This is a genomic window from Streptomyces sp. NPDC059957 (assembly GCF_042730015.1).
Taxonomy (GTDB): Bacteria; Actinomycetota; Actinomycetes; order Streptomycetales; family Streptomycetaceae; genus Streptomyces.
Genome location: NZ_JBHWMB010000003.1, coordinates 39,288 through 63,396, shown reverse-complemented (window position 1 = coordinate 63,396; position 24,109 = coordinate 39,288). Strand labels below are relative to the sequence as shown.

The 24,109-nt window shown below is 72.2% G+C and carries 23 protein-coding genes and 1 pseudogene; 13 read left to right on the top strand and 11 right to left on the bottom strand.

Going from position 1 to position 24,109, the window contains the following annotated elements; all coding sequences use genetic code 11:
• The first annotated feature begins 101 nt into the window (after positions 1-101).
• Positions 102-923, top strand: coding sequence for a class I SAM-dependent methyltransferase (locus ACFWBW_RS03045; RefSeq protein WP_385367777.1), 822 nt, complete (start codon positions 102-104; stop codon positions 921-923).
• A 25-nt stretch (positions 924-948) separates the two neighbouring features.
• On the opposite strand, the gene ACFWBW_RS03040 is transcribed toward ACFWBW_RS03045, so the two are convergent.
• Positions 949-1,500: a winged helix-turn-helix domain-containing protein gene (locus ACFWBW_RS03040; RefSeq protein ID WP_385367775.1), complete on the bottom strand. Its 552-nt coding sequence runs from the start codon at positions 1,498-1,500 to the stop codon at positions 949-951.
• Between the two features lie 709 nt (positions 1,501-2,209).
• Here ACFWBW_RS03040 and ACFWBW_RS03035 point away from each other — a divergent pair.
• From ACFWBW_RS03035 to ACFWBW_RS03005, 7 genes are all read left to right on the top strand, one after another.
• The gene (locus ACFWBW_RS03035) at positions 2,210-3,415 is read left to right on the top strand and encodes an acyl-CoA dehydrogenase (RefSeq protein ID WP_385367773.1); all 1,206 of its coding nucleotides are present in this window, start codon (positions 2,210-2,212) and stop codon (positions 3,413-3,415) included.
• Positions 3,416-3,534: 119 nt separating this feature from the next.
• Positions 3,535-3,993: an RrF2 family transcriptional regulator gene (locus tag ACFWBW_RS03030; protein ID WP_385367772.1), complete on the top strand. Its 459-nt coding sequence runs from the start codon at positions 3,535-3,537 to the stop codon at positions 3,991-3,993.
• Between the two features lie 146 nt (positions 3,994-4,139).
• On the top strand, positions 4,140-4,238 hold the full coding sequence (locus ACFWBW_RS03025; RefSeq protein WP_385367770.1) for a putative leader peptide: 99 nt from the start codon (positions 4,140-4,142) through the stop codon (positions 4,236-4,238).
• Positions 4,239-4,495: 257 nt separating this feature from the next.
• Positions 4,496-5,608 (top strand): aliphatic sulfonate ABC transporter substrate-binding protein, encoded by a 1,113-nt coding sequence (locus ACFWBW_RS03020; protein ID WP_385367768.1) that lies wholly within the window; start codon positions 4,496-4,498, stop codon positions 5,606-5,608.
• A 34-nt stretch (positions 5,609-5,642) separates the two neighbouring features.
• Positions 5,643-6,437, top strand: coding sequence for an ABC transporter ATP-binding protein (locus tag ACFWBW_RS03015; RefSeq protein WP_266903612.1), 795 nt, complete (start codon positions 5,643-5,645; stop codon positions 6,435-6,437).
• Entirely contained in the window at positions 6,424-7,308 is an 885-nt protein-coding gene (locus tag ACFWBW_RS03010; protein WP_385367765.1) for an ABC transporter permease, read from the top strand. The genes ACFWBW_RS03015 and ACFWBW_RS03010 overlap by 14 nt, the downstream gene beginning before the upstream one ends.
• Positions 7,309-7,313: 5 nt before the next feature.
• Entirely contained in the window at positions 7,314-8,087 is a 774-nt protein-coding gene (locus tag ACFWBW_RS03005; RefSeq protein ID WP_385367763.1) for a sirohydrochlorin chelatase, read from the top strand.
• 51 nt (positions 8,088-8,138) lie between these two features.
• Here the strand turns inward: ACFWBW_RS03005 and ACFWBW_RS03000 are convergent, their stop codons facing one another.
• The 3 genes from ACFWBW_RS03000 to ACFWBW_RS02990 form a co-directional block, all read right to left on the bottom strand.
• Positions 8,139-10,118 carry a hypothetical protein gene (locus tag ACFWBW_RS03000; RefSeq protein ID WP_385367761.1) on the bottom strand — a complete coding sequence of 660 codons (1,980 nt, stop codon included), beginning with the start codon at positions 10,116-10,118 and terminating at the stop codon, positions 8,139-8,141.
• Entirely contained in the window at positions 10,115-10,528 is a 414-nt protein-coding gene (locus ACFWBW_RS02995; protein WP_385367759.1) for a hypothetical protein, read from the bottom strand. The genes ACFWBW_RS03000 and ACFWBW_RS02995 overlap by 4 nt, the downstream gene beginning before the upstream one ends.
• A 195-nt stretch (positions 10,529-10,723) precedes the next feature.
• Positions 10,724-11,728, bottom strand: coding sequence for a ketopantoate reductase family protein (locus ACFWBW_RS02990; protein ID WP_385367757.1), 1,005 nt, complete (start codon positions 11,726-11,728; stop codon positions 10,724-10,726).
• 45 nt (positions 11,729-11,773) lie between these two features.
• On the opposite strand from ACFWBW_RS02990, the gene ACFWBW_RS02985 reads away from it, so the two are divergent.
• Positions 11,774-12,631, top strand: a complete 858-nt coding sequence (locus ACFWBW_RS02985) for an aldo/keto reductase (RefSeq protein ID WP_385367755.1) — start codon at positions 11,774-11,776, stop codon at positions 12,629-12,631.
• A gap of 33 nt (positions 12,632-12,664) precedes the next feature.
• Here the strand turns inward: ACFWBW_RS02985 and ACFWBW_RS02980 are convergent, their stop codons facing one another.
• From ACFWBW_RS02980 to mgt, 3 genes and pseudogenes are all read right to left on the bottom strand, one after another.
• A complete protein-coding gene (locus ACFWBW_RS02980; RefSeq protein WP_385367753.1) occupies positions 12,665-13,228 on the bottom strand; it encodes a tetratricopeptide repeat protein in 564 nt (187 codons plus the stop codon).
• 71 nt (positions 13,229-13,299) lie between these two features.
• Positions 13,300-13,881, bottom strand: a complete 582-nt coding sequence (locus tag ACFWBW_RS02975) for a DUF1697 domain-containing protein (protein ID WP_385367751.1) — start codon at positions 13,879-13,881, stop codon at positions 13,300-13,302.
• A gap of 41 nt (positions 13,882-13,922) precedes the next feature.
• A pseudogene (mgt, locus tag ACFWBW_RS02970) lies at positions 13,923-15,166 on the bottom strand (macrolide-inactivating glycosyltransferase).
• A 120-nt stretch (positions 15,167-15,286) separates the two neighbouring features.
• Here mgt and ACFWBW_RS02965 point away from each other — a divergent pair.
• Both ACFWBW_RS02965 and ACFWBW_RS02960 read left to right on the top strand, forming a co-directional pair.
• Positions 15,287-16,171 (top strand): phosphotransferase enzyme family protein, encoded by an 885-nt coding sequence (locus ACFWBW_RS02965; protein WP_385367749.1) that lies wholly within the window; start codon positions 15,287-15,289, stop codon positions 16,169-16,171.
• A 46-nt stretch (positions 16,172-16,217) separates the two neighbouring features.
• Positions 16,218-16,856: a hypothetical protein gene (locus ACFWBW_RS02960; RefSeq protein WP_385367747.1), complete on the top strand. Its 639-nt coding sequence runs from the start codon at positions 16,218-16,220 to the stop codon at positions 16,854-16,856.
• Positions 16,857-16,872: 16 nt separating this feature from the next.
• On the opposite strand, the gene ACFWBW_RS02955 is transcribed toward ACFWBW_RS02960, so the two are convergent.
• The gene (locus ACFWBW_RS02955) at positions 16,873-17,466 is read right to left on the bottom strand and encodes a DUF2867 domain-containing protein (protein ID WP_385367745.1); all 594 of its coding nucleotides are present in this window, start codon (positions 17,464-17,466) and stop codon (positions 16,873-16,875) included.
• 109 nt (positions 17,467-17,575) lie between these two features.
• On the opposite strand from ACFWBW_RS02955, the gene ACFWBW_RS02950 reads away from it, so the two are divergent.
• On the top strand, positions 17,576-18,133 hold the full coding sequence (locus tag ACFWBW_RS02950) for a TetR/AcrR family transcriptional regulator (protein ID WP_385367743.1): 558 nt from the start codon (positions 17,576-17,578) through the stop codon (positions 18,131-18,133).
• A gap of 31 nt (positions 18,134-18,164) precedes the next feature.
• Here the strand turns inward: ACFWBW_RS02950 and ACFWBW_RS02945 are convergent, their stop codons facing one another.
• Both ACFWBW_RS02945 and ACFWBW_RS02940 read right to left on the bottom strand, forming a co-directional pair.
• Positions 18,165-18,884, bottom strand: coding sequence for an exonuclease domain-containing protein (locus ACFWBW_RS02945; RefSeq protein WP_385367741.1), 720 nt, complete (start codon positions 18,882-18,884; stop codon positions 18,165-18,167).
• A gap of 142 nt (positions 18,885-19,026) precedes the next feature.
• Positions 19,027-20,298: an SAV2148 family HEPN domain-containing protein gene (locus ACFWBW_RS02940; RefSeq protein WP_385367739.1), complete on the bottom strand. Its 1,272-nt coding sequence runs from the start codon at positions 20,296-20,298 to the stop codon at positions 19,027-19,029.
• 346 nt (positions 20,299-20,644) lie between these two features.
• Between ACFWBW_RS02940 and glgX the strand changes: the two genes are divergently transcribed.
• Entirely contained in the window at positions 20,645-22,759 is a 2,115-nt protein-coding gene (gene glgX, locus ACFWBW_RS02935; RefSeq protein WP_385367737.1) for a glycogen debranching protein GlgX, read from the top strand.
• A gap of 9 nt (positions 22,760-22,768) precedes the next feature.
• Here the strand turns inward: glgX and ACFWBW_RS02930 are convergent, their stop codons facing one another.
• Positions 22,769-24,052, bottom strand: a complete 1,284-nt coding sequence (locus ACFWBW_RS02930; protein WP_385367735.1) for an MFS transporter — start codon at positions 24,050-24,052, stop codon at positions 22,769-22,771.
• Positions 24,053-24,109: the final 57 nt, after the last annotated feature.

The window sequence follows — 24,109 nt, the reverse complement described above, 5'->3', positions numbered from 1 at the left end:
CCCTGAACTCCCTGAACTCCCCCCGGCAGCCGCCGCCATGCGGGGTACTCGTCCGCAGCGTCGCCCTCCCCGGGACCGGCCCAGGCGCTAGTCATAGGAACATGAGCAACGAAAATGCACCCCCCGACGCCCTGAAGGCGAAGCACCGCGCGATGTGGGCACTGGGCGACTACCCCTCCGTGGCGTCGAACGTCGTCAACGAGCTGGGTGGCGAGCTGGTACGGGCGTGCGGCATCCGCCAGGGTGACCGCGTCCTCGATGTCGCGGCGGGGTCCGGGAACGCGTCCATCCCCGCGGCCCTCCTCGGCGCCGAGGTCATCGCCTCCGACCTCACGCCCGAGCTCCTGGAAGCCGGCCGCCGGCTCGCGGAGACGCACGGCGCCCGGCTGGAATGGCGGGAAGCGGACGCGGAGGCCCTGCCCTTCGCGGACGGCGAGTTCGACACGGTGATGTCCTGCGTCGGCGTCATGTTCGCCCCGCACCACCAGGAGACGGCCGACGAACTGGTCCGGGTCTGCCGACCGGGCGGCACCATCGGGCTGATCAACTGGACCCCCGAGGGGTTCATCGGGCAGATGTTCGCCACGATGCGCCCCTACGCTCCACCGCCGCCGCCCGGTGTCCAGCCGCCGCCCCTGTGGGGCGACCCGGACCACGTGCGCACCCTGCTCGGGGACCGGGTGATCGACTTCGACGCCCGGCGGCAGACGCTGCGGGTGGACCGGTTCGGGCGGCCGGAGGAGTTCCGGGAGTACTTCAAGGCCCGCTACGGGCCGACCATCGCCACGTACCGCTTCGTGTCCGAAGACCCCGAGCGGGTGTCCGCCCTCGACGCGGCCCTCGACGACCTGGTCACGAGGCACCTCGTCGACGGAGCCATGGACTGGGAGTACCTCCTGGTGACGGCCCGGCGGGCCGACTAGGCCGCCTCCCCGGGCCGCCCGGAGGCTACTGGTGGTCGGGCACGTACTTGTAGCCCACGCTCCGCACCGTGGAGATGCGGCCCCGATAGAGGGGGCCGAGCTTGCGGCGCAGCCGGGCCACGTGGACGTCGACGGTGCGGCCGTCGCCGACGTGCCCGTACCCCCAGATGCCCGAGATGAGCGCATCCCGCGTGTGAACGGTGTGCGGGTGCGTCACGAAGTGGGACAGAAGGTCGAACTCCAGGTAGGTCAGCTCCAGTTCGCGCCCTGCGACCTCGACCAGCCGACGTTCCCGATCGACCTGGATGGCATCGTCGGAGCGGACGGGCCCGGAGTGGGGAGCCAGGTCCGGATCGGGAGCCTGCGACGCCCTCCGCTCGAAGGGACGGATCTCCGGGCGCACACCGTGCGAGCGCATCAGCGCCACCGGGTCCACGTCCGCCGGGAGGAACACGAGGTACCCGACGCGGCCGCCGTCCGTTCCATGGGCGGGTACGACGGCCGGGCGGTCACCGACCAGCTGGAGTCGGGGGGCAGGGGAACGCCGGATGGCGGATGCGGGAAGTGCGGTGGTCACGATGAGCCCCTTCGGCTGCTCGGAGTGGACTGCGGATGCCGGGCGTTCGGCCACGACCGGGCATGGCGGATCCATGACGGATCCGACGGGGAGGGCCGGGCATGCCGTACACGCGGCGGACCCCAGCGGCTCGGCGGGAGGGTCGGCGGGACCAGCGCCAGGAGAACCGCTGCCGGGAGGAGAGGGCATACGGAGAGAAGCGGTGGCCGGAACGCCTGCGCGCGACGCGGAAATGCCCTGTCGGAAACCCTAGACGGGTCGGCAGACGGCGCTGGCCACGAGACGGAAGTCAACGTGCCTGCGGCGTACGAGCAACGGCTGCGACGGGGACATGGGCACATCGTGGGGTGCTCCACGCGCCCGCGTCAACACTTCCCTACTGATTGCATGGGAAACGGCACCCTCCGGCCGCACCTTCACCGGGCCCCGACCCTGCGTCATCTCCCATGCCGAGACGGGACTGTCCGCCATACGGTCGCGCACTTGCCTGGAAGGCCGCTTCCGACAAGTATCCCTATCAATCCGATGGGAAAGGTGGGGATACGGTGAAGCCCCGCCCGAGCGCCTCCCGCTCCACCTGGCGAGCAACCGGCCGACACGCCCAACGACTTTCCGGAGTAGCCGACATGACCACCGCCACCCCCCATGGCACCGCTGTCCGCCCAGCCCCAGCGCCACGCGGCGATGCCCGGGCGTGTCGGTGACTCCCATGCCGACGACACCGAGCACCGTGGGCCGCCGGTCCGCCGACGAGCAGCGCCGGGCAGCGCTCCTGCGCACCGCCCACGACGTGGCGGACGATCTCGCCGCGGACGCCATCTTCCGCGACCGGGCGGGCAGGCCGCCGACCGACGAGGTGGCCCGGCTGCGGGAGGCCGGCCTGCCGGCCGCCCTCACCCCGCCCGGGCCGGGCCGCGGAGCGGACTGGCGCACCGGATGCACCGTCATCCGGAAGCTCTCCACAGCGGACAGCTCCGTCGGCGACGTACTCGCCCGCCACTACGTACACGCGTGGAGCGGACGCTTCTACGCGAGCCATCACCACGCGACCGCCCTCGAGGAGCAGTCGGTTCGCGAGCAGTGGCTGTGGACCGGCGCCATCCGCACCGCGGCACCCGACGAGGACACCGGCGGGCCGGACCTCACACTGCAGCCCCGCAACACCGGCTACGTTCTGAGCGGGCGCCGTTTCGTGGACACGGCGGTGTCCATCGCCGACCAGATCGTGGTGGACGCCGTCTGCGGGGTGACCGGAGACGTCCTGGTCGTACGGATCCCACCCGGCGTTCCGCGCATGACCATCGAACCCGCCCACGACCGCCTCGGGCAGCGCGTGGTCGGCGCCGGCGAAGTGGACTTCGACCGGGTCACCGTGACGCCCGGTCAGGTACTGGGCCGCCGCCCGTACGACGAGGAGCCGACCGCTCCCTTCACCGCACTCGCCGATCCGGCGCTCCGGCTCGCCCTGTGCCACGTGGGCCTCGGCATCGTCGAGGGCGCCCTCACCGAAGCACGCGACCTCAGCAGGGGCGGTCACGCATACCGACTGCCCGGTGCGGACCCGGACCTCTTCCTGACGTACGGCGAACTCGCCTCCGCCGCCCAGACGGCCACCGCCGTGGTCGACCGGGCGACCGAGGTGATGGCGCAGGCCCTCGAAAGGGGTGCGCAGCTCGATGCCGAGGAGCCCGCGGGCATCGCCGCCCTGGTCGCCACGGCCGAGACGGTGACGTCGAAGGCCGCCCTGCACATCACGGCGCGCGTGCTGGAACTCGCCGATGCCCCCGGCCTGGACCGCTTCTGGCGCAACGCCCGCGTCCTGACGGCCCACCACCCTGCCGCGCACCGTCTGCGCTCCATCGGCGAGCACTACCTCAACGGCTCCCACCGTGCGGTGGCGGCGGCCTTCCACTGACGCGAGGCACCCGTGCGGGGTACGGATCCCCTGCCGCGGGGGGGATGCTCGCACCCGCCCCGCGGCAGGCGGCTCACCCGCGGCGGACGCCGGACGCGGGCATGCGGGATAATGGCCGCATGCGGATCTCAGCCAGGGCGGACTACGCGGTACGTGCCGCACTGCAGCTTGCCGCGTCACAGGATGACGGGCCGCTGAAGGCCGAGGCCATTGCCGACGCCCAGGACATCCCGCACAAGTTCCTCGAAGGCATCCTGAACGACATGCGCCGAGGCGGTCTCGTGCTGAGCCAGCGCGGCGGCAACGGCGGCTACTGGCTGGCCAAGCCCGCCGGATCCATCAGCATCGCGGACGTCATCCGCGTCGTGGACGGACCGCTCGTCTCGGTGCGCGGGGTTCGCCCTCCCGACCTGGCGTACACCGGCCCCGCCCAGGCCCTCCTCCCCCTGTGGATCGCGCTGCGGGCCAACGTGCGCGAGATCCTCGACGGCGTGACGCTCGCGGACGTCGCGTCCTCCGACCTGCCTCCGGCCGTGTCCGCCCTGTCCCGCGCCCCTGACGCCTGGACCAATCCTTAAATCTCACCCCCCGCCCCACCTGCGGTTTCTCACATCTAGAGATCAATCGGTCCAGCATGTGGTCGTTCTCTTGGGGTGCGGCTTCCTGTCTGCCAATATGCCTACCAACCAGGTGGGAAAACTAGGAATCAGGAGGTGAGGCGGCCGTGCAGACACTGCGACGCGCTGGCCGGATCCTGTCCCTGACCTCCCGCCGGCACATCGACCTGGTCCGTACCTCCAGCGCCATCTGTCAGCCTTCCTGACACCGGCCAAAGGGGCCCGGTATCCCGTGTGGAGCACCACCGGGGCACTGAGCGCCCCTCACGGCCGGCAGGCTCGGCCCCTCGGCCGACATCGCCACCCGCATGCTCGAGCGACAGCGATCCCGCCGACCGGCCGGGTGCGACTGCCGCGCGTGCCGACGGCTCCGCGTCGCCGCCTGCGTACCGCTTCGTCCCCGTACTTCCCGTCTCCGTCATTCCCTCCGTGCCTCCTCGGCCGCCCGTGAAAGGACACCTCCGTGTCTGCCGCCAGACCGCTCACCGCCCTGCGTGCCGTAGCCCTCACAGCTGCGCTCCCCCTGCTGCTCACCGCCTGCGGCTACGGTTCCGAGGCCAAGAAGGACGACGCTCCGAAGGCGAACGTCGCCGCCGACGCCGGCAAGAAGCTGTCGGCCTCCGAGGTCCGCATCGGCTACTTCCCGAACCTGACCCACGCCACCGCGCTGGTCGGTCTCCAGGAGGGCCTGATCGCCAAGGAACTCGGCGCCACCGCCATCAAGCCGCAGTCCTTCAACGCCGGCCCCTCCGAGATCGAAGCCCTCAACGGCGGCTCTCTCGACATCGGCTTCATCGGCCCCTCCCCCTCGATCAACGCCTACGTGAAGTCCAAGGGCTCCAACCTGCGGATCATCTCCGGCTCCGCCTCCGGCGGCGTCAAGCTCGTCGTGAACCCGGCGAAGATCAAGACCCTGGACGACCTCAAGGGCAAGAAGATCGCCACCCCCCAGAAGGGGAACACCCAGGACGTCGCGTTCCTCAACTGGATCGCCGAAAAGGGCTGGACGGTCGACCCCGAGTCCGGCAAGGGCGACGTCTCCGTCGTCCGCACCGACAACAAGGTCACCCCCGACGCCTTCAAGTCCGGCTCCATCGACGGCGCCTGGGTCCCCGAGCCCACCGCCTCCAAGCTCGTCTCCGACGGCGGCGCCGTGCTCCTCGACGAGACCACCCTGTGGCCCGACAAGAAGTTCGTGATCACGAACATCATCGTGTCCCAGAAGTTCCTCAAGGAACACCCGGACGTCGTCGAGGCCGTGCTCAAGGGCACCGTCAAGACCAACGAGTGGATCAACGCCAACCCGGACAAGGCCAAGGCCTCCGCCAACGCCAAGCTCGCAGCCGAAGGCGGCAAGCCCCTCGACGCCAAGGTCATCGACCCCGCCTGGCCCAGCATCCTCATCACCAACGACCCGCTGGCCGCAACGCTGAAGACCCAGTCCGAGTGGGCCGTCAAGGCCAAGCTCATCGAGAAGCCCGACCTCAACGGCATCTACGACCTGACGCTCCTCAACAAGGTCCTCAAGGCCGCCGGCCAGCCCGAGGTCTCCGACGCCGGCCTCGGCGCCAAGTAACCCCGTAATCCAGCAACCCCAGGAGGTGACGACCATGGCCACCACGCTCGCCAAGGCTGCCGAGGGCACGGTAGCGGAGCAGACGCACGCCGCACGCATCGAGCACGTCTCGAAGTCCTTCTCCGGCCCGGCCGGATCGCAGCTCGTCCTGGACGACATCAGCCTCGATGTCGCTCCCGGAGAGTTCGTCACCATCCTGGGTGCCTCGGGGTGTGGAAAGTCCACCCTGCTCAACCTGGTCGCCGGCCTGGACAAGCCGTCCGCGGGGTCCATCGAGACCCCCGGCGGCCGTCCGTCGCTCATGTTCCAGGAGCACGCCCTCTTCCCGTGGCTCACCGCGGGCAAGAACATCGAACTCGCCCTGCGCCTGCGCGGGGTGCCCAAGGCCGAGCGCCGTCCGGAGGCCGAGCGGCTGCTGGAGCTGGTCCGGCTCTCCGGCTCGTACGGCAAGCGGGTCCACGAGCTGTCCGGCGGCATGCGCCAGCGCGTGGCCCTGGCCCGGGCGCTCGCCCAGGACAGCCAGCTGCTGCTGATGGACGAGCCGTTCGCGGCGCTCGACGCCATCACCCGCGACGTGCTGCACGGCGAGCTCACCCGCATCTGGGAAGAGACGAACCTGTCCGTCCTGTTCGTCACGCACAACGTCCGCGAGGCCGTACGGCTCGCGCAGCGCGTGGTCCTGCTGTCCTCGCGCCCCGGCCGGGTCGCCAAGGAGTGGACCGTGGGCATCCCGCAGCCGCGCCGCATCGAGGACGCGGACGTCGCGGAGCTGTCCCTTGAGATCACTGAACACCTGCGTGGGGAGATCCGCCGCCATGGCCAGCACTGAAACGAAGGCGAAGACGGACGACCTCGCGGGACTTGAGGCCGGCCTCGACGCGCTCGACGCCGTCCAGACCCACCGCACCCCGGTCCGCGAGGTCCTCGTCAAGAAGGTCCTGCCGCCGGTCATCGCCGTCGGCCTGGTCCTCCTCGTCTGGCAGATCCTCGTCGCGGCGAAGGTCACCGACGAGACCAAGCTCCCCGCCCTGTCCTCCGTCTTGGACAGCCTGTCCGACATGTGGGCGAAGGGCACCCTGCTCGAGGTCATCTGGACCAGCGTCTCGCGCGGTCTGCTCGGCTTCCTGATGGCCCTGGCCATCGGCACCCCGCTCGGCCTGCTCGTCGCCCGGGTGAAGTTCGTCCGTGCCGCGATCGGCCCGATCCTGCAGGGGCTGCAGTCGCTGCCCTCGGTCGCCTGGGTGCCGCCGGCGGTGCTCTGGTTCGGGCTCAACGACGCGATGATGTACACCGTCATCCTGCTCGGCGCCGTCCCGTCGATCGCCAACGGCCTCGTCTCCGGCATCGACCAGATCCCGCCGCTGTTCCTGCGGGCCGGCCGCACCCTGGGCGCCACCGGCCTGCGCGGTGCCTGGCACGTGGTCATGCCGGCCGCGCTGCCCGGCTACCTGGCCGGCCTCAAGCAGGGCTGGGCCTTCTCCTGGCGCTCCCTGATGGCCGCCGAGATCATCGCCAGCTCGCCCGACCTGGGCCTGGGCCTGGGCCAGCTCCTCGAAAACGGCCGCAACAACATCGACCTGCCCGGCGTGTTCCTCGCGATCATCCTGATCCTGGTCGTCGGCATCGCGATCGACCTGCTGATCTTCAGCCCCGTCGAGCGGTGGGTGCTGCGCACCCGCGGCCTGCTGGTCAAGAGCTGACCACCGTGCCGGCGCGCTCCGCTCACTCCCCCGCCCTGCTGGTCATCGCCCACGGCAGCCGCGACCCGCGGCACGCGGCGACCGTGCACGCCCTCACCCGGCGGGTACGGGCGCTGCGGCCGGGGCTGCGTGTGGAGACCGCGTTCCTGGACTTCGACACCCCGACCGTCGACCAGGCGGTGGCCTCGCTCTACCTGTCGGGCGTACGCGAGATCGTGGCGCTCCCGCTCCTCCTGACGCGGGCGTTCCACGCGAAGTCCGACATCCCGGCGGTACTCGCCGGAGCCACGTCCCACCTGCCGGACCTCTCGGTCCGGATCGCGGATGTGCTCGGCCCGTCGCCGCTGCTGCTGGCGACCCTGGAGCGCCGGCTGTGGGAAGCCGGCCTCACCCCGGCGGACCGCGCCACCACCGGTGTGGTGCTCGCGTCCGCCGGTTCCTCAGACCCGGAGGCGATCGCAGTGATCGCTGAAACCGCGCGGGAGTGGCGGCACACCGGTTGGTGCGCCGTGCGGCCTGCGTTCGCCTCCGCTGCTCTTCCCCGGACGGAGGACGCCGTACGCGCACTGCGCGCGGAGGGCGTCCGCCGGATCGCGGTGGCCCCCTACGTCATCGCCCCCGGCCGGCTCCCCGACCGCATCGCGGCGGGCGCCGAAGCCGCGGGCGCCGACGTGATCTCGGCCGTCCTGGGCCCCTCCCCGGAACTGGCCCGCCTGCTGCTCCGCAGGTTCGACACGGCCACCGCGTCCCCGGCCCGCATCCCGGCCCTGGCGGCGTAGCCGGGACCGTCCGAGCGGCGCCCGGTGCGAGGCCCGGACGCCGCTCGCGGGTCATTGGGCGGGGCAGACCGACATGATCACCCGCAGGGTCGAGATCTTGTTCTGCAGCGCGGCACCAGACGCGAAGCCTGCGGTGACCTCAGGATGCGGGGGGAAACTCGCGTTCATCCGTTCGTCGTTCTCGCGCACATCCGCCGCCGTCTTGGTGTCGAGGGCATCCGCCTGCCGGTTGAGCTCCGACCGGATGCCCGCCTCGGACGCCTCCCCGGCGGCGGCCCTGAGCCTTGAGGCCAGCACCCCGGTCTTTTGCGACAGTTCGTCATACGTACGCTGAGCAACGCTGTCATACGCCTCCACCGCCGCGTACGCCGGTTCGCAGCCCGCGGGCATGTCGTTCGCATTCGCCACCACGACCACCGTGGTCGCCGCCACCACCACGGCAGCGGCGGCCGCGGAGGCACCGGCCTTGGTGGAGACGGTGGCGACGATCTTCCCGAAGAAGCCGAACGTCTTCCCGCTCTCGACCGCGACCGCCCCGAGCGCCGGGGCGAGCAGCACAGCGGCGCCCGCGGCGGTGCCCGCCTTGTCGCCGTCGAGGAGGTCGCGGGTCAGCTTCTCGGCCCGGTCGTGGAACGTGACGTCCTTGCTCATGCCGCCCCGCGCGGCCGCCATCCGGCCCAGCCCGTAGAGCTGGAGCGCCAGCTGCCCGCGCCCTTCGGTCAGGGCCCGGGGTCCGGCGGTCCGCACGAATCGCGAGGCGAGCGCCCACTGCTCCTCGCGGACCAGCGCGCGGGCGACGGTCAGGAAGAGGTACGCGTCCGGCCCGGGGCCCGACGGTCCGTCCTGGCGCGCCAGCGCCGCGAGCAGGCCCTCCGCCGCCGCGGTCGCCGCGGCCGGAGCCCACTCCTGGTGGTGGACGGCCGCGGCGGCGTCCTCGGTGATCCAGTACCTCCCGCCGAACTGCTTGACCATGCGCCGGTCGTCCAGCTCCTCAACGGCGGCGCCGTCCTGTGGATAGCCGGTGACCGGAGCGATCCAGGCGGCGGGAAGCGCCGTGCCGAACGTCGCCAGTGCGAGCAGTACGCGACGTGCGGGCTCGCTCAAGGCGACGGCCAGCGCTTCCGCCTGGCGTCGTGGACTCAGCAGCGCCGGATCGATGGGAGCCGGCTCGTCCCACGGTTCGCCGTCCCCGCGGACGCGCCGCTCCCACTGGTCGAAACCCTTGATGAACTGGGCGTACTGGCAGATCCGTTGGGGCGCGCCACCCGACTCGTTCCACACGTGGTCGAACTGCAGGTTCTGCAACCCCGCCGGGCCGAGCGGGAGCCCCACTTCGGCACTGAGCAGTTCGACGGCGGCGGTACGGGACAGAGGCCGGACGAGATGGGTCGCGCCGGTGTCGGGCAGCGTCGCGTAGGGGGAGGTGAACAGGAACGTGCAGCCGGAGAAGGTCTCGAGGAGCCGCGTCAGATCGCTCTGCGGCAGGACGCAGTCGACGACGGTGACGTGCACGCCGGAGAAGTCCGCGGCGGACAGGGCCGCGCGCAGCTGCGTCTCGTCGACGGACCGCAGAAAGTGCGTGCCGAAGAACGCCCCGGCGAGTCGCCCGTACAGCGCCGGCAGTGACTCCGCCTCTTCCGCCCCGGTGCGCGGGTACAGGACGTGGCCGCGACGCCCCCGGGCGGCCAGCTCCCGGTGCACCGCCGCGGCCAAGGCCTTCTTCCCGACCCCCGGCTTCCCGTGCAGCTGCACGCTGCGGCCGTCGTCGAGCTGCGCGACCACGTCGTTCACCAGCGTGTCCCTGCCGAACAGCTTGCTCCGGCCCGCGGCCGGCAGCAGCGGCGGCTGATGCGGAGTGATGTCACGGAGGCTGGTGATCTCGACGAGGGCGTTCCCGTCGTAGATGACGCTGATGCTGTGGGAGCCGGTGTTGACTATGCCCTTCACGTCGCCGTGCACGACGACTCCCGCGTGGTCATGGCCGGCCTCCACGCGGCCCCCGGAAGCCGGCACGCCGCTGTCGCCCGTCACCGGCGCTGGATGTTCGTCGCGCCGTCTCCGGTCGAGACGATTCCCGAGACGTTCCCGCTCACCGCCACGCCTCCGGCTCCGCTGCTCAGGGCGGGGCCGGGCGCGGGGAGCAGCGCGGCGATCTCGTCGACGAGCGCGGGGTCAGCGGCGAGGGCGCGCCTGATCTGCAAGCGCAACGCTGCGAGCGCGTCCGGATCGGCGGGATCGGCGGCGAGGTCCGTCACGGCCCCGTCGATCGCGGCCGGATCGGCGGCTCCACTCCGAATGCGGGCGAGCAGCCGCCGGCCGAGCCGTACGGTGGCTCCTGCCGCCTCGTCCTCGGCCCGTCGCAGCACAGCAGCGCCGTACACGGCCACCGCCGCCCCCGCGGCAGGAACGATCTGACCGAGCATGACTTCGATGTTCGACACGTAGACCCCCGTCTGATGGCGCGTTCACCGAGTTCTGATTGCGCCTGGCTGAGTGAAGTCACCCTTGGAATAAGGGGAGTTCACCAGTACAGCCCCTGACGCCTCACAGTGCCAGCCGAATCGCGCCACCATGCCGCCGCGTGACGGACAAGTCCTCGTGGAGACGAGCCCGGGCCGATGCCGGTCCGAGGGGGGTCACACCCGCGCCGCGGCCTCGTCGGCCAGGGCCGTCAGGTCCGAGGCGGACATCGCCCCGGGCGGCAGGCCCTCCCGAGCGAAGATGTTCGCCGCGTGCCGCAGCGTGTCGTTGACCGGTGTCGCCACCCCGTGCAGCCGCCCCAGCAGCACGACCTCCCCGTTGAGGTAGTCCGCTTCCACCGACCCCGTCCCCCGCGCCAGGCTCTGCCAGGACGAGCCGCCCCGCACCGCCCCCGCCGGTACCTCGACCTTGCCGTCGCGCGCCGCCGACTGCTCCGCGTCCGAAGCCCAGTCGATCCCCGCGGCGGCGAAGGCGGCCTTCGCCTCCCGTACGGCCCGCAGCAGCAGCGCCGCCTTCGCGGGCTCGGGCTCGGGGCCGGTCGTCGCCTGGATCGCGTTGCCCAGGTTGCCCAGCAGCTTCGCGTACTTCCACCGCATCACGTCCTCGACGACCGGCGCCCCGAACCCGGCCTTCTCCAGGTCGGCCGCGATCCGCCGGACGGGCCCGTCGGCGCCTCCGGCGGCCTTGCCGAGGTGCAGGATCCCGGTCAGCGGCGCGCAGAGCGCCGAGACGACCCCCGGCTCCAGGAAGGTCGCCGGCAGCCACACGCAGACCCCGTACACGCGCGCGAAGCGCCGTAGGGCGAGGCGTTCGCTCTCCACGCCGTTCTGCGCGCACAGCACCGGCAGCCGCTGTGCGGCCGTACCGCCGCCCGCGACCTCCGCGTCGGCCCACGCGTCGAGCGCGGCGAGCGCGTCCTGGGTCTTCACGGTCAGCAACAGCACGTCGTCGGGGCGCAGTTCGCCCAGCTCGGCCGGCCCCGTGACGACGGGCAGCCGGTGCACCCGCTCCCCGTCCGCCGTGGTGAGCCGCAGCCCGTCGGTCCGCAGGGCCTGCGCGTGAGGCCCGCGCGCGACGAGGACGACCTCGTTGCCCGACTCCGAGAGCCGTCCGCCGATGGTCGCGCCGATCGCTCCGGCGCCGATGATGATGTAACGCATGCCCACGAGCCTGGCACATCCGCGGGCCTGGGTTACGGTCGGGCCATGTCTGTTGACGTGGTTGAGACGTTCGCCCTCGGCGGGGACCTTCCCGTACGCCGCCTCGGACTCGGCACCGGCGGCCTGGTCGGAGCCGGCTACTGGGGCCCGCGCGCCGCCCGCCCCGCATCGGTCGCGCTGCTGCGCACCGCCGTCGCACGCGGGGTCACCCTGATCGACACCGCCGACAACTACGGCCCGCACCTGGCCGAGGAGCTGGTCGCCGAGGCCCTCCACCCGTACGGGGAGCAGCTGGTGGTGTCCACCAAGGGCGGGGTGGTGCGCACCGGCCCCGACCAGTGGCACGCGGCGGGCCGCCCGGAGGACCTGCGCTCCATGTGCGAGGCGAGCCTGCGCAGGCTCCGCCTGGACCGGATCGACCTCTACCAGCTGCACCGCTTCGACCCGGCCGTCCCGCCGGCGGAGCAGCTGGGCACGCTGGCCGAGCTCCGGGCGGAGGGCAAGATCCGCCACATCGGGCTGAACACGGTGACGGCGGGCCAACTCGAGGAGGCCCTGTCCGTGGTCCCGGTGGCCTCGGTCCAGAACCCGTACAACCTCCTGGACCGCTCCTCTGCGGCGCTCCTCGCCCTGTGCGAGGAGCGCGGCATCGCCTTCCTCCCCTACTACCCGCTGGGCAGCGGCGCCCTGACCCGGGAAAGCGCCGCGGCAATGACGGCGGTCGCCGGCGAACACGGCGCGTCCACCGGCCAGATCGCCCTGGCCTGGCTCCTCCAGCACTCCCCGGTCCTCTGCCCCACCCCGGGCACCGGCTCCCCCGACCACCTTGCGGAGAACCTGGACGCGGCAACGGTCCACCTGACCCCGCAGGAGGTATCCCTGCTGGACGCGCTGACCGGCTAGTGCTGTGACCGGGAAGGTTTGCCGGCCACAGCACTAGGGCCTGTCGGGTGTGGACAACCGGTCACCGAGAGCGGCCCCGGCCATGGCCAGACCGCGCTCGGCGGCGCGTCGGAGCAGGAGCATCGCCGCGTCGCCGTCCTCGGTCCGTTGGGCAAGGTTGAAGGCCGCATGGGCGTCGCCACCTTCCGAGGCCGCACGGAACAACGCGACCGCCCGGGCGGGTTCCGCCTCCACGCCGACACCTTCGGCGAGCAGGTAGCCGTACGTCCGCTGCCCGGCCGGGTCGCCCGCTTCGGCCGCCGCCTTGGCGTACGAGACGGCCATCGGCAGGGCCGACTCGTGGAAGTACTCCAGGAAGATCCCGGCGAGCAGCGCGGCGGCCCGCGCGGATCCACCGTCGGCGAGTTGCCTGATCGGCCCGGCCACCTGACTCGCCAGCCGTGCGCCGTCCGCGCTGCCGCGCACGGCGGCGGCGACCCCGGCGTGTCCGGCGGCCACCCAGTCCTCCGCCTCCACGGCCGCACGGGCCAGCTCCAACAGCTCCGCCACGGCGGGCGGTATCGGCACGTCGCACGGCGGGTGCAGGGGCTCGCTCATGCGGAAAAGATACGCAGGATCCCGGTCTGATCGGCCTCCGCCCCGGCCCCGGGACCTCCGCCGTCCCGGTCTCAGGGCCTGGTCAGTTCGACGAGCTTGGCTACCGTGTTCCAGTTGCGGGTGGTCACGTCCAGGCCCTTGACCACCGCCGGCTTGGCGAGGGCCTCGCCGAGTTTGGAGCGGCCCAGGCCGTTCGGGGCGTAGAGGTAGATGACGCGGTCGCCCACGCGGTACTCCTCCGGGAGGAACGCGGGGGCGTCGATGGAGGCGAAGCGGGACTCGGCGGGCTGCTCGGAGCAGAAGGTGGCGTGGAGCTGTTTGCCTTCGAGGTCGGCGGCCGGGAAGGGGCAGGCGTCCGCGACGGCGCGCAGGTAGGCGCCGCCGGCCACCAGGCAGGGGACCCGGAAGCCGAAGTGGGCTTCGATGGCTGCCTCCAGGTCGCGGGCGAGGGCGGCCGGGGTCTTGTCCGTGGTCGTGGTGAAGACGGCGTTGCCGCTCTGGAGGTACGTCTGCGCGTCCTCGTGACCGAGGCCCTCCAGGACCTGGCGCAGCTCGGCCATCGGGACCTTCTTGTTCCCGCCGACATTGATGCCCCGGAGCAGCGCCGCGTACTTCGCCTTGGTCGTCTCGGCTGCCTTGGTCGTCTTGGTCATGCCTGCACGATAGGGCTCGCCCCTGACAGTGCCGGTCATGGTCACGCGGGCAGTTCGGCCTCGATCAGGTCGGCCGCCTGGCGCGTGCCGCCCTCCGTCGCCATCTCGCGGCGGATCCGGTCCGCGCGTGCGGCCACCTCCGGGTCGGCGACCAGGGCGAGCACGGCTTCGCGCAGGGTTGCGGCGTCGGCCTCGGCCATCGGGACGTGCCGGGCGACACCGAGGGCGGTCAGCATGTCGGCGTTGCCGAACTGGTCGACGGCCTGCGGGACCGCGACCATCGGGGTGCCGGTGGCCAGGCCCTCCTGGCAGCCGCCCGTGCCCGCGTGGGTGATGAAGGCGTCGGCCTGGCGCAGGATGTCGAGCTGGGGAACCCAGCGGTGGACTTCGACATTGGCGGGGATCTCGCCGATCTCGGCCCGGTCGGTGAACTTGCCGATCTGGAGCACCACGTGCCAGTCGGGCAGGTCCCCGAAGGCCTCCAGGCAGGCCCGGTAGAAGGCCGGCTGCTTGGTGAAGGTCGACCCGAAGGAGACCAGGAGGACCTTCTTCCCCTCGGCGTCCGCGGGCCGCGTCCAGGTGCCCTGGGTGGCACTGCGGTCGCCCTGGCAGGCGCCGACGAAGGTGTACACGGCCTCGTCGACCCGGTCGGCGTGGGGCTGGAGGGCGCGCGGCATGAGTACGACGCTGCGGCGGGGGCGGCCGACGAACCGGTCGCTGTCCTCGTCGATGCCGTTCTCGTCGAGCCAGGCCCGGAACCGGGCGTAGTACGCCCTTCCGCGCTCGGAGGCGCGCAGTTCGGCGGTCATCGGCTCGGCGACCTCCTCCTCGTAGCCGGTCCAGGCGACCAGGGTCGGGGAGAGGGAGACCGCGGGGACGCCCCAGCGGTGGGCGAGGACGATCGCAGGATAGGCCGTGATGTCGTGGAGGACGAGGTCCGGCTCGTCACCCTCGAAGGCGGCCGCGAGCTGCGGGAGGGCCTGGACGGCGTCGGCGAGGAAGGGCTCGATGTTGTCGATGAGCTCGGTGCCCCACGCGTCGGGGTCCTCGTCGGTGGGGAGGGTGGAGTTCCAGATCACCGGGGTGGCGCCGGTCCCGGAGATCTTGTCGGCGTACGCGGCGGGGATGGCGTAGCTGACGCGGTGGCCACGGGCGACCAGTTCGCGGATCACTTCGATGCTCGGGTTCACGTGGCCGGCGGCGGCGATCGAGAACATGGCGATGTGGGCGGGCTTCGGGGTCGTGGTCATGAGGGAACCATAACGAGACGAGACGTCTCGTGCAACCTGTTGGGGGAAGAAGTGGGACCTGCGTGCCGGATGCGAAACTTGTCCGGTCATGAGCACCCGGGTACGGCCCGGTGCCGCCCGGAGCACCCGGGAAACGGACGGACTGCGGAGACGGCATGGACGAGGCACGCGCCCGGGAAGCCCTGACGGCGGCGGGCCTGGCACGGGCGAGCACCGGGGCGGGGACCGGGGCGTCCGAGCCCCGGCTGCTGGCCCTCGGCGAGAACGCCGTCTTCGCGCTCCACGACGGCCTCGTCGCCAAGGTCGGCCGGGAGGCGGCGCTGCTGCCTCGCGCCGAGCTGGAGCTCGCGGTCGCGGCCTGGCTCGCGGAGTGCGGGGTCCCCGCGGTCCGCGCGGCCGAGCCGGAGCCCCGGCTGGTCGACGGGCACCCGGTGACCTTGTGGCACCGGCTCCCCGACGCGGTACGCCCGGCCGGCCCGGGGGACCTCGCCGCGCTGCTGCGGCAGATCCACGCCCTGCCCGCGCCCCCCTTCGCACTGCCGCCGCGCGATCTGCTGGGCGGGGTCGAGCGCTGGCTGCGGCTCGCGGGCGGGGCGATCGATCCGGCGGACGCGGCGTACCTGCGGGCCCGCCGTGACGGGTACGCCGCCCAGGTCGCCGCCCTCGCCCCGCACCTCGCGCCGGGCCCGATCCACGGCGACGCGCTGCCCCGCAACGTCCACGTGGGCCCGGACGGACCGGTGCTCGTCGACCTGGAGACGGTCTCCGCCGACCTGCGCGAGCACGACCTGGTGGTGATGGCCCTCTCCCGCGACCGGTACGGACTGCCCGGCGCGGCGTACGAGGAGTTCACGGCGGCCTACGGCTGGGACGTGCGCGACTGGGAGGGCTGCGCGGTCCTGCGCGGCGCCCGCGAGACGGCCAGCTGCGCCTGGGTCTCCCAGCACGCCCCGGCCAACCCGAAGGCCCTGGCCGAGTTCCGCCGCCGGGTGGCCTCCCTGCGCGAGGGCGACCCGGAAATCCGCTGGCACCCGTTCTAGGAGTGGCGTATCCCTTGGCCCCTATGAAACTTCTCCCTTTGCCCATATGAAACTGCCCCTCACCATCCACCGGGCCCGGCTCGGCCCGACCGGGTTCAAGGTGATCCGCCCGGCCCGCCCGCCGGCCCGCGCGGTCCTGTCGGACGGCAACTGGTACCTGGACGCCCAGGTCGACCAGGGCGCCGCGCAGCTCATCGCCGGACTGTGGTCGCTCGCGGCCACCTCCCCGCGCTCGCTGGTCCACGTCCCGCTGCGGCGCGCCGACCCGGAAACCGGGAAACCGGGCCTCGACCTGGTCCTCCTGCACCACTCGCTGCAGTTCGCGCCCTCGCGCTGGAAGGAGCTGCGGGCCCGGCTGGGCCCGGGCCGGCCGCAGACCGCGGACCTTCCCGGACCGGCCTCGCCCGCCATGGGAACCGACCCCTGGCCGGAGCGGCGTCACCAGGAGAACCGGGACCGGTTCCACCAGCACGTCCACGCCGGGACGCTGTTCATGACGGGCAGCGCCAAGCTCTTCGCCGACACCGCGTGGCTCTTCGCCGACGTCGCCCACCAGGGCTCCGGCTACGTCTTCGCCCACCCCGACCACCGGCACTACTGCGCGACGCTGGGCGACAACGACCACACCATCAGCGCCGGCAGCGGGATCCACATCGTCTACCGCGACCAGTGGCCGGCCGGATGAAAGACCCTCTCGCGGATCAGGCCGCGCCGGAGGCCGAACGGGTCTGCCATTCGCGGCCGATGCCGCGGATCAGCGCCGGGTACACGCCCAGGTACCGGAAGGGCTTGATGCCCGCCATGTACACGGCGCCGAGCAGCCCGTTGGGCTTGACCAGGACGGCCATCTGGCCGCGGTAGCCGCCGGTTCCGTCCGGGACCCAGCTGATGTGCATGACGCCGTGCACGGTCCGGTTCACCGTCTCCGCCGCCCACTCGTCGTGCGTCTGGTAAACGGAGGTGAACGGAACCGAGCCGAGGTCGGGCCCCCGGGGACCCTCGCGGAGGTCCGCCGGCAGCCGGTCGCGCAGCGTCGTCGCCCGACCCTCCGGGCCGTCGGCGGGCTTGTCCCAGCCGAACAGGGCCCCGAGCTTCCAGCGGATCGCGAAGAGCGCACGACCCACGAAGGACGGGACGGGATCCCCCTCGCCGTTCGCGAACTGGCGCACGAGCCGTTCGAGGTCGTCCGGGCCGCCCGGCGTCGGGAGCTCCCACACGTCCTCGACCCGGAAGTCGCCGGCGATCTCGTGGATCCGCCAGGGACGGTCGGTGTGTGCGGTGCTGGGGAGTCTCATGGGCAAGCCCCTGTCTATACGATGCCGTATACACAGCAGGCTAGCACCGATCTATACGGCACCGTATAGATCGGTGGATCGACGACGACCGCTCGAGGGGAGACGCATCGTGGGCGTGACCCGTACGCCGCGCGGCAGCTGGATCGAGGAGGGGCTGCGCGCGCTCGCCGCCGGAGGCCCGCAAGCCGTCCGGATCGAAGCGCTCGCGCAGGCCCTCGGTGTCAGCAAGGGCGGCTTCTACGGGTACTTCGGCAACCGGGACGCGCTGCTCACCGAGATGCTCGACACCTGGGAGCGCGAGGCCGCCGAGGCCGTGATCGAACAGGTCGAGGGCGCGGGCGGGGACCCCAGGGCCAGGCTGAAGCGGCTGTTCGCGATCGCCGCGGCCTCCGGCAGTCCGGCGCGGGGCGTCGCCACCGACCTCGCGATCCGCGACTGGGCGCGGCGCGACGGGTCCGTCGCGGAGCGGCTCCGGCGTGTCGACAACCGGCGCATGGACTACCTGCGCTCGCTGTTCGGCGCCTTCTGCCCCGACGAGGACGACGTCGAGGTCCGCTGCATGATCGTCTACTCCCTGCGGATCGGCGAATACTTCATCGCCGCCGACCACGGCCCCCGGAGCCGCTCCGAGGTCATGGAGCACACCCGGGACTGGCTGCTGCGCTGACGCGAGCGCGAACCCGAACCCGAACCCGCCGTCAGACCCGGTACGGCACGACGGGCCAGGCCCGCTCGACTATCGCCTCGGGGTCCGAGGTCCGCCGCAGGTAGCTCTGCAGCGAGGCCGCCTGCTCGGCCGCCGCACGGATCTGGAGTTCGTGCAGGTCCGGCAGGGCGACCGTCCCTATCGCCGCGTGCACGGCCCCCATCCGCCGTGCGGCGCGGGCCGCCGCCAGCGCGTCCGCGCCCGCGTCGTGCGCCGCCTCCAGGGTCACGCCGTAGTGCTCGCAGAGGGCCTGGAGGGTCCGCCTGCCCTTGCGGTACCGGTCCGCGTGCTTGTCCAGCACCAGCGGGTCGATGACGGGCGGCGCGGCATTCACCGGCCAGCGCTCGCCGAGCGGACGGATCCCGTGGCGGCGGCACTCGCGGTCCAGCAGGGTCAGGTCGTACCGCGCGTTCATCACCACCAGCGGGGTCCCCGAGCTCAGCGCCTCCACGAGCGTCCGGGCGATCTCCTCGATCGCCTCGGGCGCCGCCATCCCCCGCGAGCGGGCGTGGTCCGTGGAGATGCCGTGGATGGCCGAGGCCTGCTCCGGGATGGGCACGCCCGGGTCGACCAGCCAGGTCCGCTCCCGCGCCACCTGCCCGTCCGGGCCGAGCGTCACGACGGCCGCCGTCACGATCCGGTCGGACTCGATGTCGGTCCCCGTGGTCTCCAGATCGAAGGCCACCATCGGCCCGCCGTGCCAGTCCCCCATCCAGTCCCCCGCCCGATCCCCCGCCCAGTCCCCCATCACGTGCCCCCCGTACCGGTCCCTCTACGTCAACGGCTTTCAGCGTGCCACGGGCCACTGACAGCCCCGGAGCCGGGGGCGGCCGCCCGGGCTCGCGGCACCCCGCTCACGACACCGGGCGGGAGTCCTGCCAGATCGACTCGAATTCATCCCGGTACGTCGGGAACAGCCCGTGCTCGGCATCCCGTGCGGCCCGCCCGCCGCCGCGCAGGACCAGGACCGGCGCCTCCATGCCCCGGGCCCGGCGCAGGTACGACTGGACCACCGCGATGCCCGAGGACTCGCCCTCCACCAGGTACGCGGTGAAGCGCGGGGTCTCGTCGAAGACGTGGATCTCGAAGCCCGAGGCGTCGCGCAGGCCGGCCCGGACCCGTCGCACGTGCAGGATGTTCATCTCCACCGAGCGGCTCAGCTCGCCCTTGCGCAGGCCCAGCTCCCGCTCGCGCCGCTTGACCGCGCTGCTCGCCGGGTTCAGGAACAGCAGCCGCACCCGGCAGCCGGCCTCGGCGAGGCGTACGAGTCTTCGGCCCGAGAAGTTCTGGACCAGCAGGTTGAGCCCGATGCCGATGGCGTCGAGCCGCCGCGCGCCGCCGAAGAGGTCCTCCGCCGGGAGCTGGCGCTGCAGTCGCACCCGGTCCGGGTGGACGGAGATGACGTCGGCGTACCGGTCGCCGACCAGGTCCTCGACGGCGTCGATGGGCAGCCGGTCCGCGGCCGGCGAGCCCGCGCCGCCGCCCAGTACCTCCAGCAGCCGAGCCGACGCCCGCTCGGCCTGTTCCAGGACCGCCCGGGACAGGGCCCGGTTGCGCGAGACGACGTTGCGGGTGACCTCCAGCTCGTCCAGCGCCTGCTCGATCTCGCGCCGGTCGTCGAAGTACGGCTCGAAGCAGGGCCAGTGCTGGACCATCAGTTCGCGCAGCTGCGGCAGGGTGAGGAAGCTCAGCACGTTGTCGTCGGCGGAGTCCAGCAGGTAGCCCTTGCGGCGGCTGACCTCGCGTACGGCGACCGCGCGCTGCACCCATTCCTGGCCGGCGGGGCCCGCGGCCGCCACCACCCAGTCGTCCCCGCCGTGCACGGGCTCGTAGACCGGCCGGAGCACCGCCCCGACCACGGACCGCAGCCGCTGCTCGATCAGGTTCAGCCAGATGTACGCACGGCCGGCGCGCTGGGCCCGGGTCCGGACCTCGCTCCAGGCGTCCGCGCCCCAGTCCAGCTCGGCACCGGCTCCCGCCTGCGCCTTCCCGGTCCCACCGGCCTCCGGCGGGGCCAGCGACACGGCCCCGGCGGGGATCCCGCCGGCCGCACCGCCCGCGGCGTCCGCCGGGCCGCCCTCGTGACCGCTGTCACCAGGGGGCAGCTCCAGACCTCCCGAGCTCACCCGTGCACCGCCTCCTGCGTCTGGACGCCCGTCTCCAGTGATCACGGAAGGGTACTCCGCGCGTGCGGCACCCTGCAGCCCGATGCGCGGGCCCCGGGGCCCGACGCGGGCTCACGGTCCGTGCTCGGGCCGCCCGTTGGCTCATTATCCGCTCTGCCGACGATCCGATCTCCCCATGGTCCGCTCTACCCGTGGTCCGCTGACCCTCTTATCAGCTCTCCGGGTCACCCGGTAGGACCCTCCCAAGTCCCCGCGTGGAAGCCCTCTTTCGGGGAAGATCTGCCAGTGACGTGGTCCACGCCGGATCAGCCCTACACAGAGGGACAGAGGGGAAGAGTCGTTTTCTATGCAGGTCTGGCCGGGACAGGCGTATCCGCTCGGCGCCACGTATGACGGCGCCGGCACCAATTTCGCGGTCTATTCGGAGGCCGCCCGACGCATCGAACTGTGCCTGTTGCACGACGACGGTTCGGAGACCGCGATCGAACTGCGCGAGACCGACGCGTTCGTCCGGCACGCCTACCTGCCGGGCATCATGCCCGGCCAGCGGTACGGATTCCGGGTGCACGGCCCGTACGAGCCCGAGCGCGGCCGGCGCTGCAACGCGGCGAAGCTGCTCCTGGACCCGTACGCGCGGGCCGTCGCGGGGAGCGTGGACTGGGGCGAGGAGGTGTACGGCTACCACTTCGGCCGGCCCGACTCCCGCAACGATCTGGACTCCGCGCCCAAGAGCATGAGTTCGGTCGTGGTCAACCCGTACTTCGACTGGGCCAACGACCGGCCCCCGCGCCACGAGTACCACCACACCGTGCTCTACGAGGCCCACGTGAAGGGCCTGACCATGCGTCACCCGGACCTCCCCGAGGAGCTGCGCGGCACGTACGGGGCCCTCGCGCACCCGGCCGTCATCGGGCACCTGACCAAGCTGGGGGTGACGGCGCTGGAGCTGATGCCGGTCCACCAGTTCGTCAACGACCACCGCCTGGTCGACGACGGGCTCAGCAACTACTGGGGCTACAACACCATCGGCTTCTTCGCCCCGCACAACGGCTACGCCTCGGGCGACCGCGGCCAGCAGGTGCTGGAGTTCAAGTCGGCCGTCCGGGCCCTGCACGAGGCCGGCATCGAGGTGATCCTCGACGTGGTCTACAACCACACCGCCGAGGGCAACCACCTGGGCCCGACGCTGTCCTTCCGAGGCCTCGACAACGCCTCGTACTACCGGCTCGCGGACGACCCCCGGCACTACATGGACACCACGGGCACCGGGAACTCGCTGCTGATGCGCTCCCCGCACGTGCTCCAGCTGATCATGGACTCGCTGCGCTACTGGGTCACCGAGATGCACGTGGACGGCTTCCGCTTCGACCTGGCGGCCACGCTCGCCCGCCAGTTCCACGAGGTGGACCGGCTGTCCTCGTTCTTCGACCTGGTCCAGCAGGATCCGGTGGTCAGCCAGGTCAAGCTGATCGCGGAGCCGTGGGACCTGGGCGAGGGCGGCTACCAGGTGGGCAACTTCCCGCCGCTGTGGACCGAGTGGAACGGCAAGTACCGGGATACCGTACGGGATTTGTGGCGCGGGCAGCCGCGCACGCTCGCGGAGTTCGCGGGCCGGCTGACGGGCTCCTCCGACCTCTACCAGGACGACGGCCGGCGGCCGCTGGCCTCGATCAACTTCACCACCTGCCACGACGGTTTCACCCTGAACGACCTGGTCTCGTACAACGACAAGCACAACGAGGCCAACCGCGAGGGCAATCGGGACGGCGAGACCCACAACCGCTCCTGGAACTGCGGGACGGAGGGGCCGACGGAGGACCCGGCGACCGTGGAGCTGCGCGAGCGCCAGATGCGCAACTTCATCGCCACGCTGATGCTGTCGCAGGGCGTGCCGATGATCAGTCACGGAGACGAGTTCGCCCGCACCCAGGGCGGCAACAACAACGCCTACTGCCAGGACAACGAGCTGTCGTGGGTGAACTGGCCGGAGCCGGGCAAACCGGCGCCCGCACTGCTGGAGTTCACCCGGCGGATGGTGTGGCTGCGGCGGGAGCACCCGGTGTTCCGGCGGCGCCGGTTCTTCCACGGCCGGCCGGTGGAGGGGACGCACGACGAGCTCTCGGACATCGCCTGGTTCACCCCGCACGGCGAGGAGATGCGGGCCCGCGACTGGCAGGCCCAGCACGCGCGGGCGCTCACGGTGTTCCTGAACGGGGAGGCCATCTCGGAGCCCGGCACCCGCGGGGAGCGGATCACCGACGACTCGTTCCTGCTGATGTTCAACGCGGGCGCCGAGGCACAGGACTTCACGGTGCCGGCCGGGCACGGAGCTCAGTGGCGCCTGGTCGTGGACACGGCGCGGCCGGAGGTGCTGGCACCCGGTACCGGGCCGCAGTACGCGGCCGGGGACCGGGTGACACTGACAGGAAGGTGTCTGGTGGTGCTTCAGCGCCCGGCATAGCCGGCCGCTTCAGCGCCCGGCGTAGGCGGCGCCTTCCAGGACGGCGTCCGTACGGGCGCCCCCGCCGGAAGCCACCGGAGCGTGCGCACGGGCCGCGGGCACCTTGGTGACAAGGGCCAGGACCAGACACAGGGCGGCGGCCCCCACGGCCACCGCGAAGGCGGCCCAGGGCCCGTACCACTCGGCGAGCCGCCCGGAGACGGCGAGCGAGGCGGCCTGGCCGGCGACGAGCGAGCTGGCGGCGAAAGCCATCGACTCGGCGAGCCGGCTGGGCTCCACCGCACGCTCGGTGAGCGCGAAGGCGGTGATCAGGTGCGGGGCGTAGGCGGCTCCGAGCACGGTGACGACCACGTACAGCGGCCACAGGGTCTGCGTGAAGAGCAGCGGTACGGAGAGCACGAGCGCGGCGGCCGTGGCCACCCGCCAGCGCAGCCGCAGCCCGAAGCGGGCGGGCAGCGCGCCGAGCGAGAGCCCGACGGCGGCGCTGACGACGCCCATGGCCGCGTACACGATGCCGGCCTGGCCGGGGACGCCCAACTGGAGGGTGAGGGCGGCGATTCCGGCCTGGCAGGCGCCGAACATGGCGCCCTGGAGGGCGAGGGAGCCCCGTACCGCGAGGACCACGCGCGGCGGGCGGACCCGGGAGCGCCCCTTGTCCCGGCGGACTCCGGCGGGCACTCCGGCCGTGACGGCGGCGGTCGGGTGCAGCGCGTAGAGGGTGCCGAAGACGGCGACGAGGGCGGCCGCGCCGCCCAGTGCGATGGCCGGGTGCAGCGCCAGGGTGGCCAGGCCCACGAGGGCGGGTCCGAAGACGAACGAGACCTCGTCCAGGGTGCCTTCGAGGGAGTGGATGGCGCCCACGACGCCCTCGTCGGACTTGGCGCGGTGCGCCAGGGCCACGGAGCGGGTACGGGCGAGCGGTCCGATCAGCGGGACGGAGGCCCCGGTGACGAAGCCGATCGCGGCGAGCGGGACCGTGGCGAGGTCGGCGAGCGCCCCGGCCACCAGGGCGGCGGTCGCCACCGCGTTGACGGCGGCGGCCGCGAGGACGACGGAACGCTGCCCGTGCCGGTCGGCGAGCCGGCCCAGGACGGGTCCGAAGACCACCTGTCCGGCGGAGAGGGTGCCGCCGACTATGCCGGCGGTGGCGAGGGAGCCACTGGTCTCGGCGACCAGGAGGACGCTGCCGAACTGCGACATCGCGACGGGCAGTCGGGCGAGGAAGGAAATGAGCGGGAGTAGGGGCCCGGTCAGGGCAATTACTTTTCGATAGGTGTTGACGGTTCCAAACACTTGAGCAACGTTAACCCGGCGCAGTCACCCGGATGCATTGGGTAATGGCACGGAATC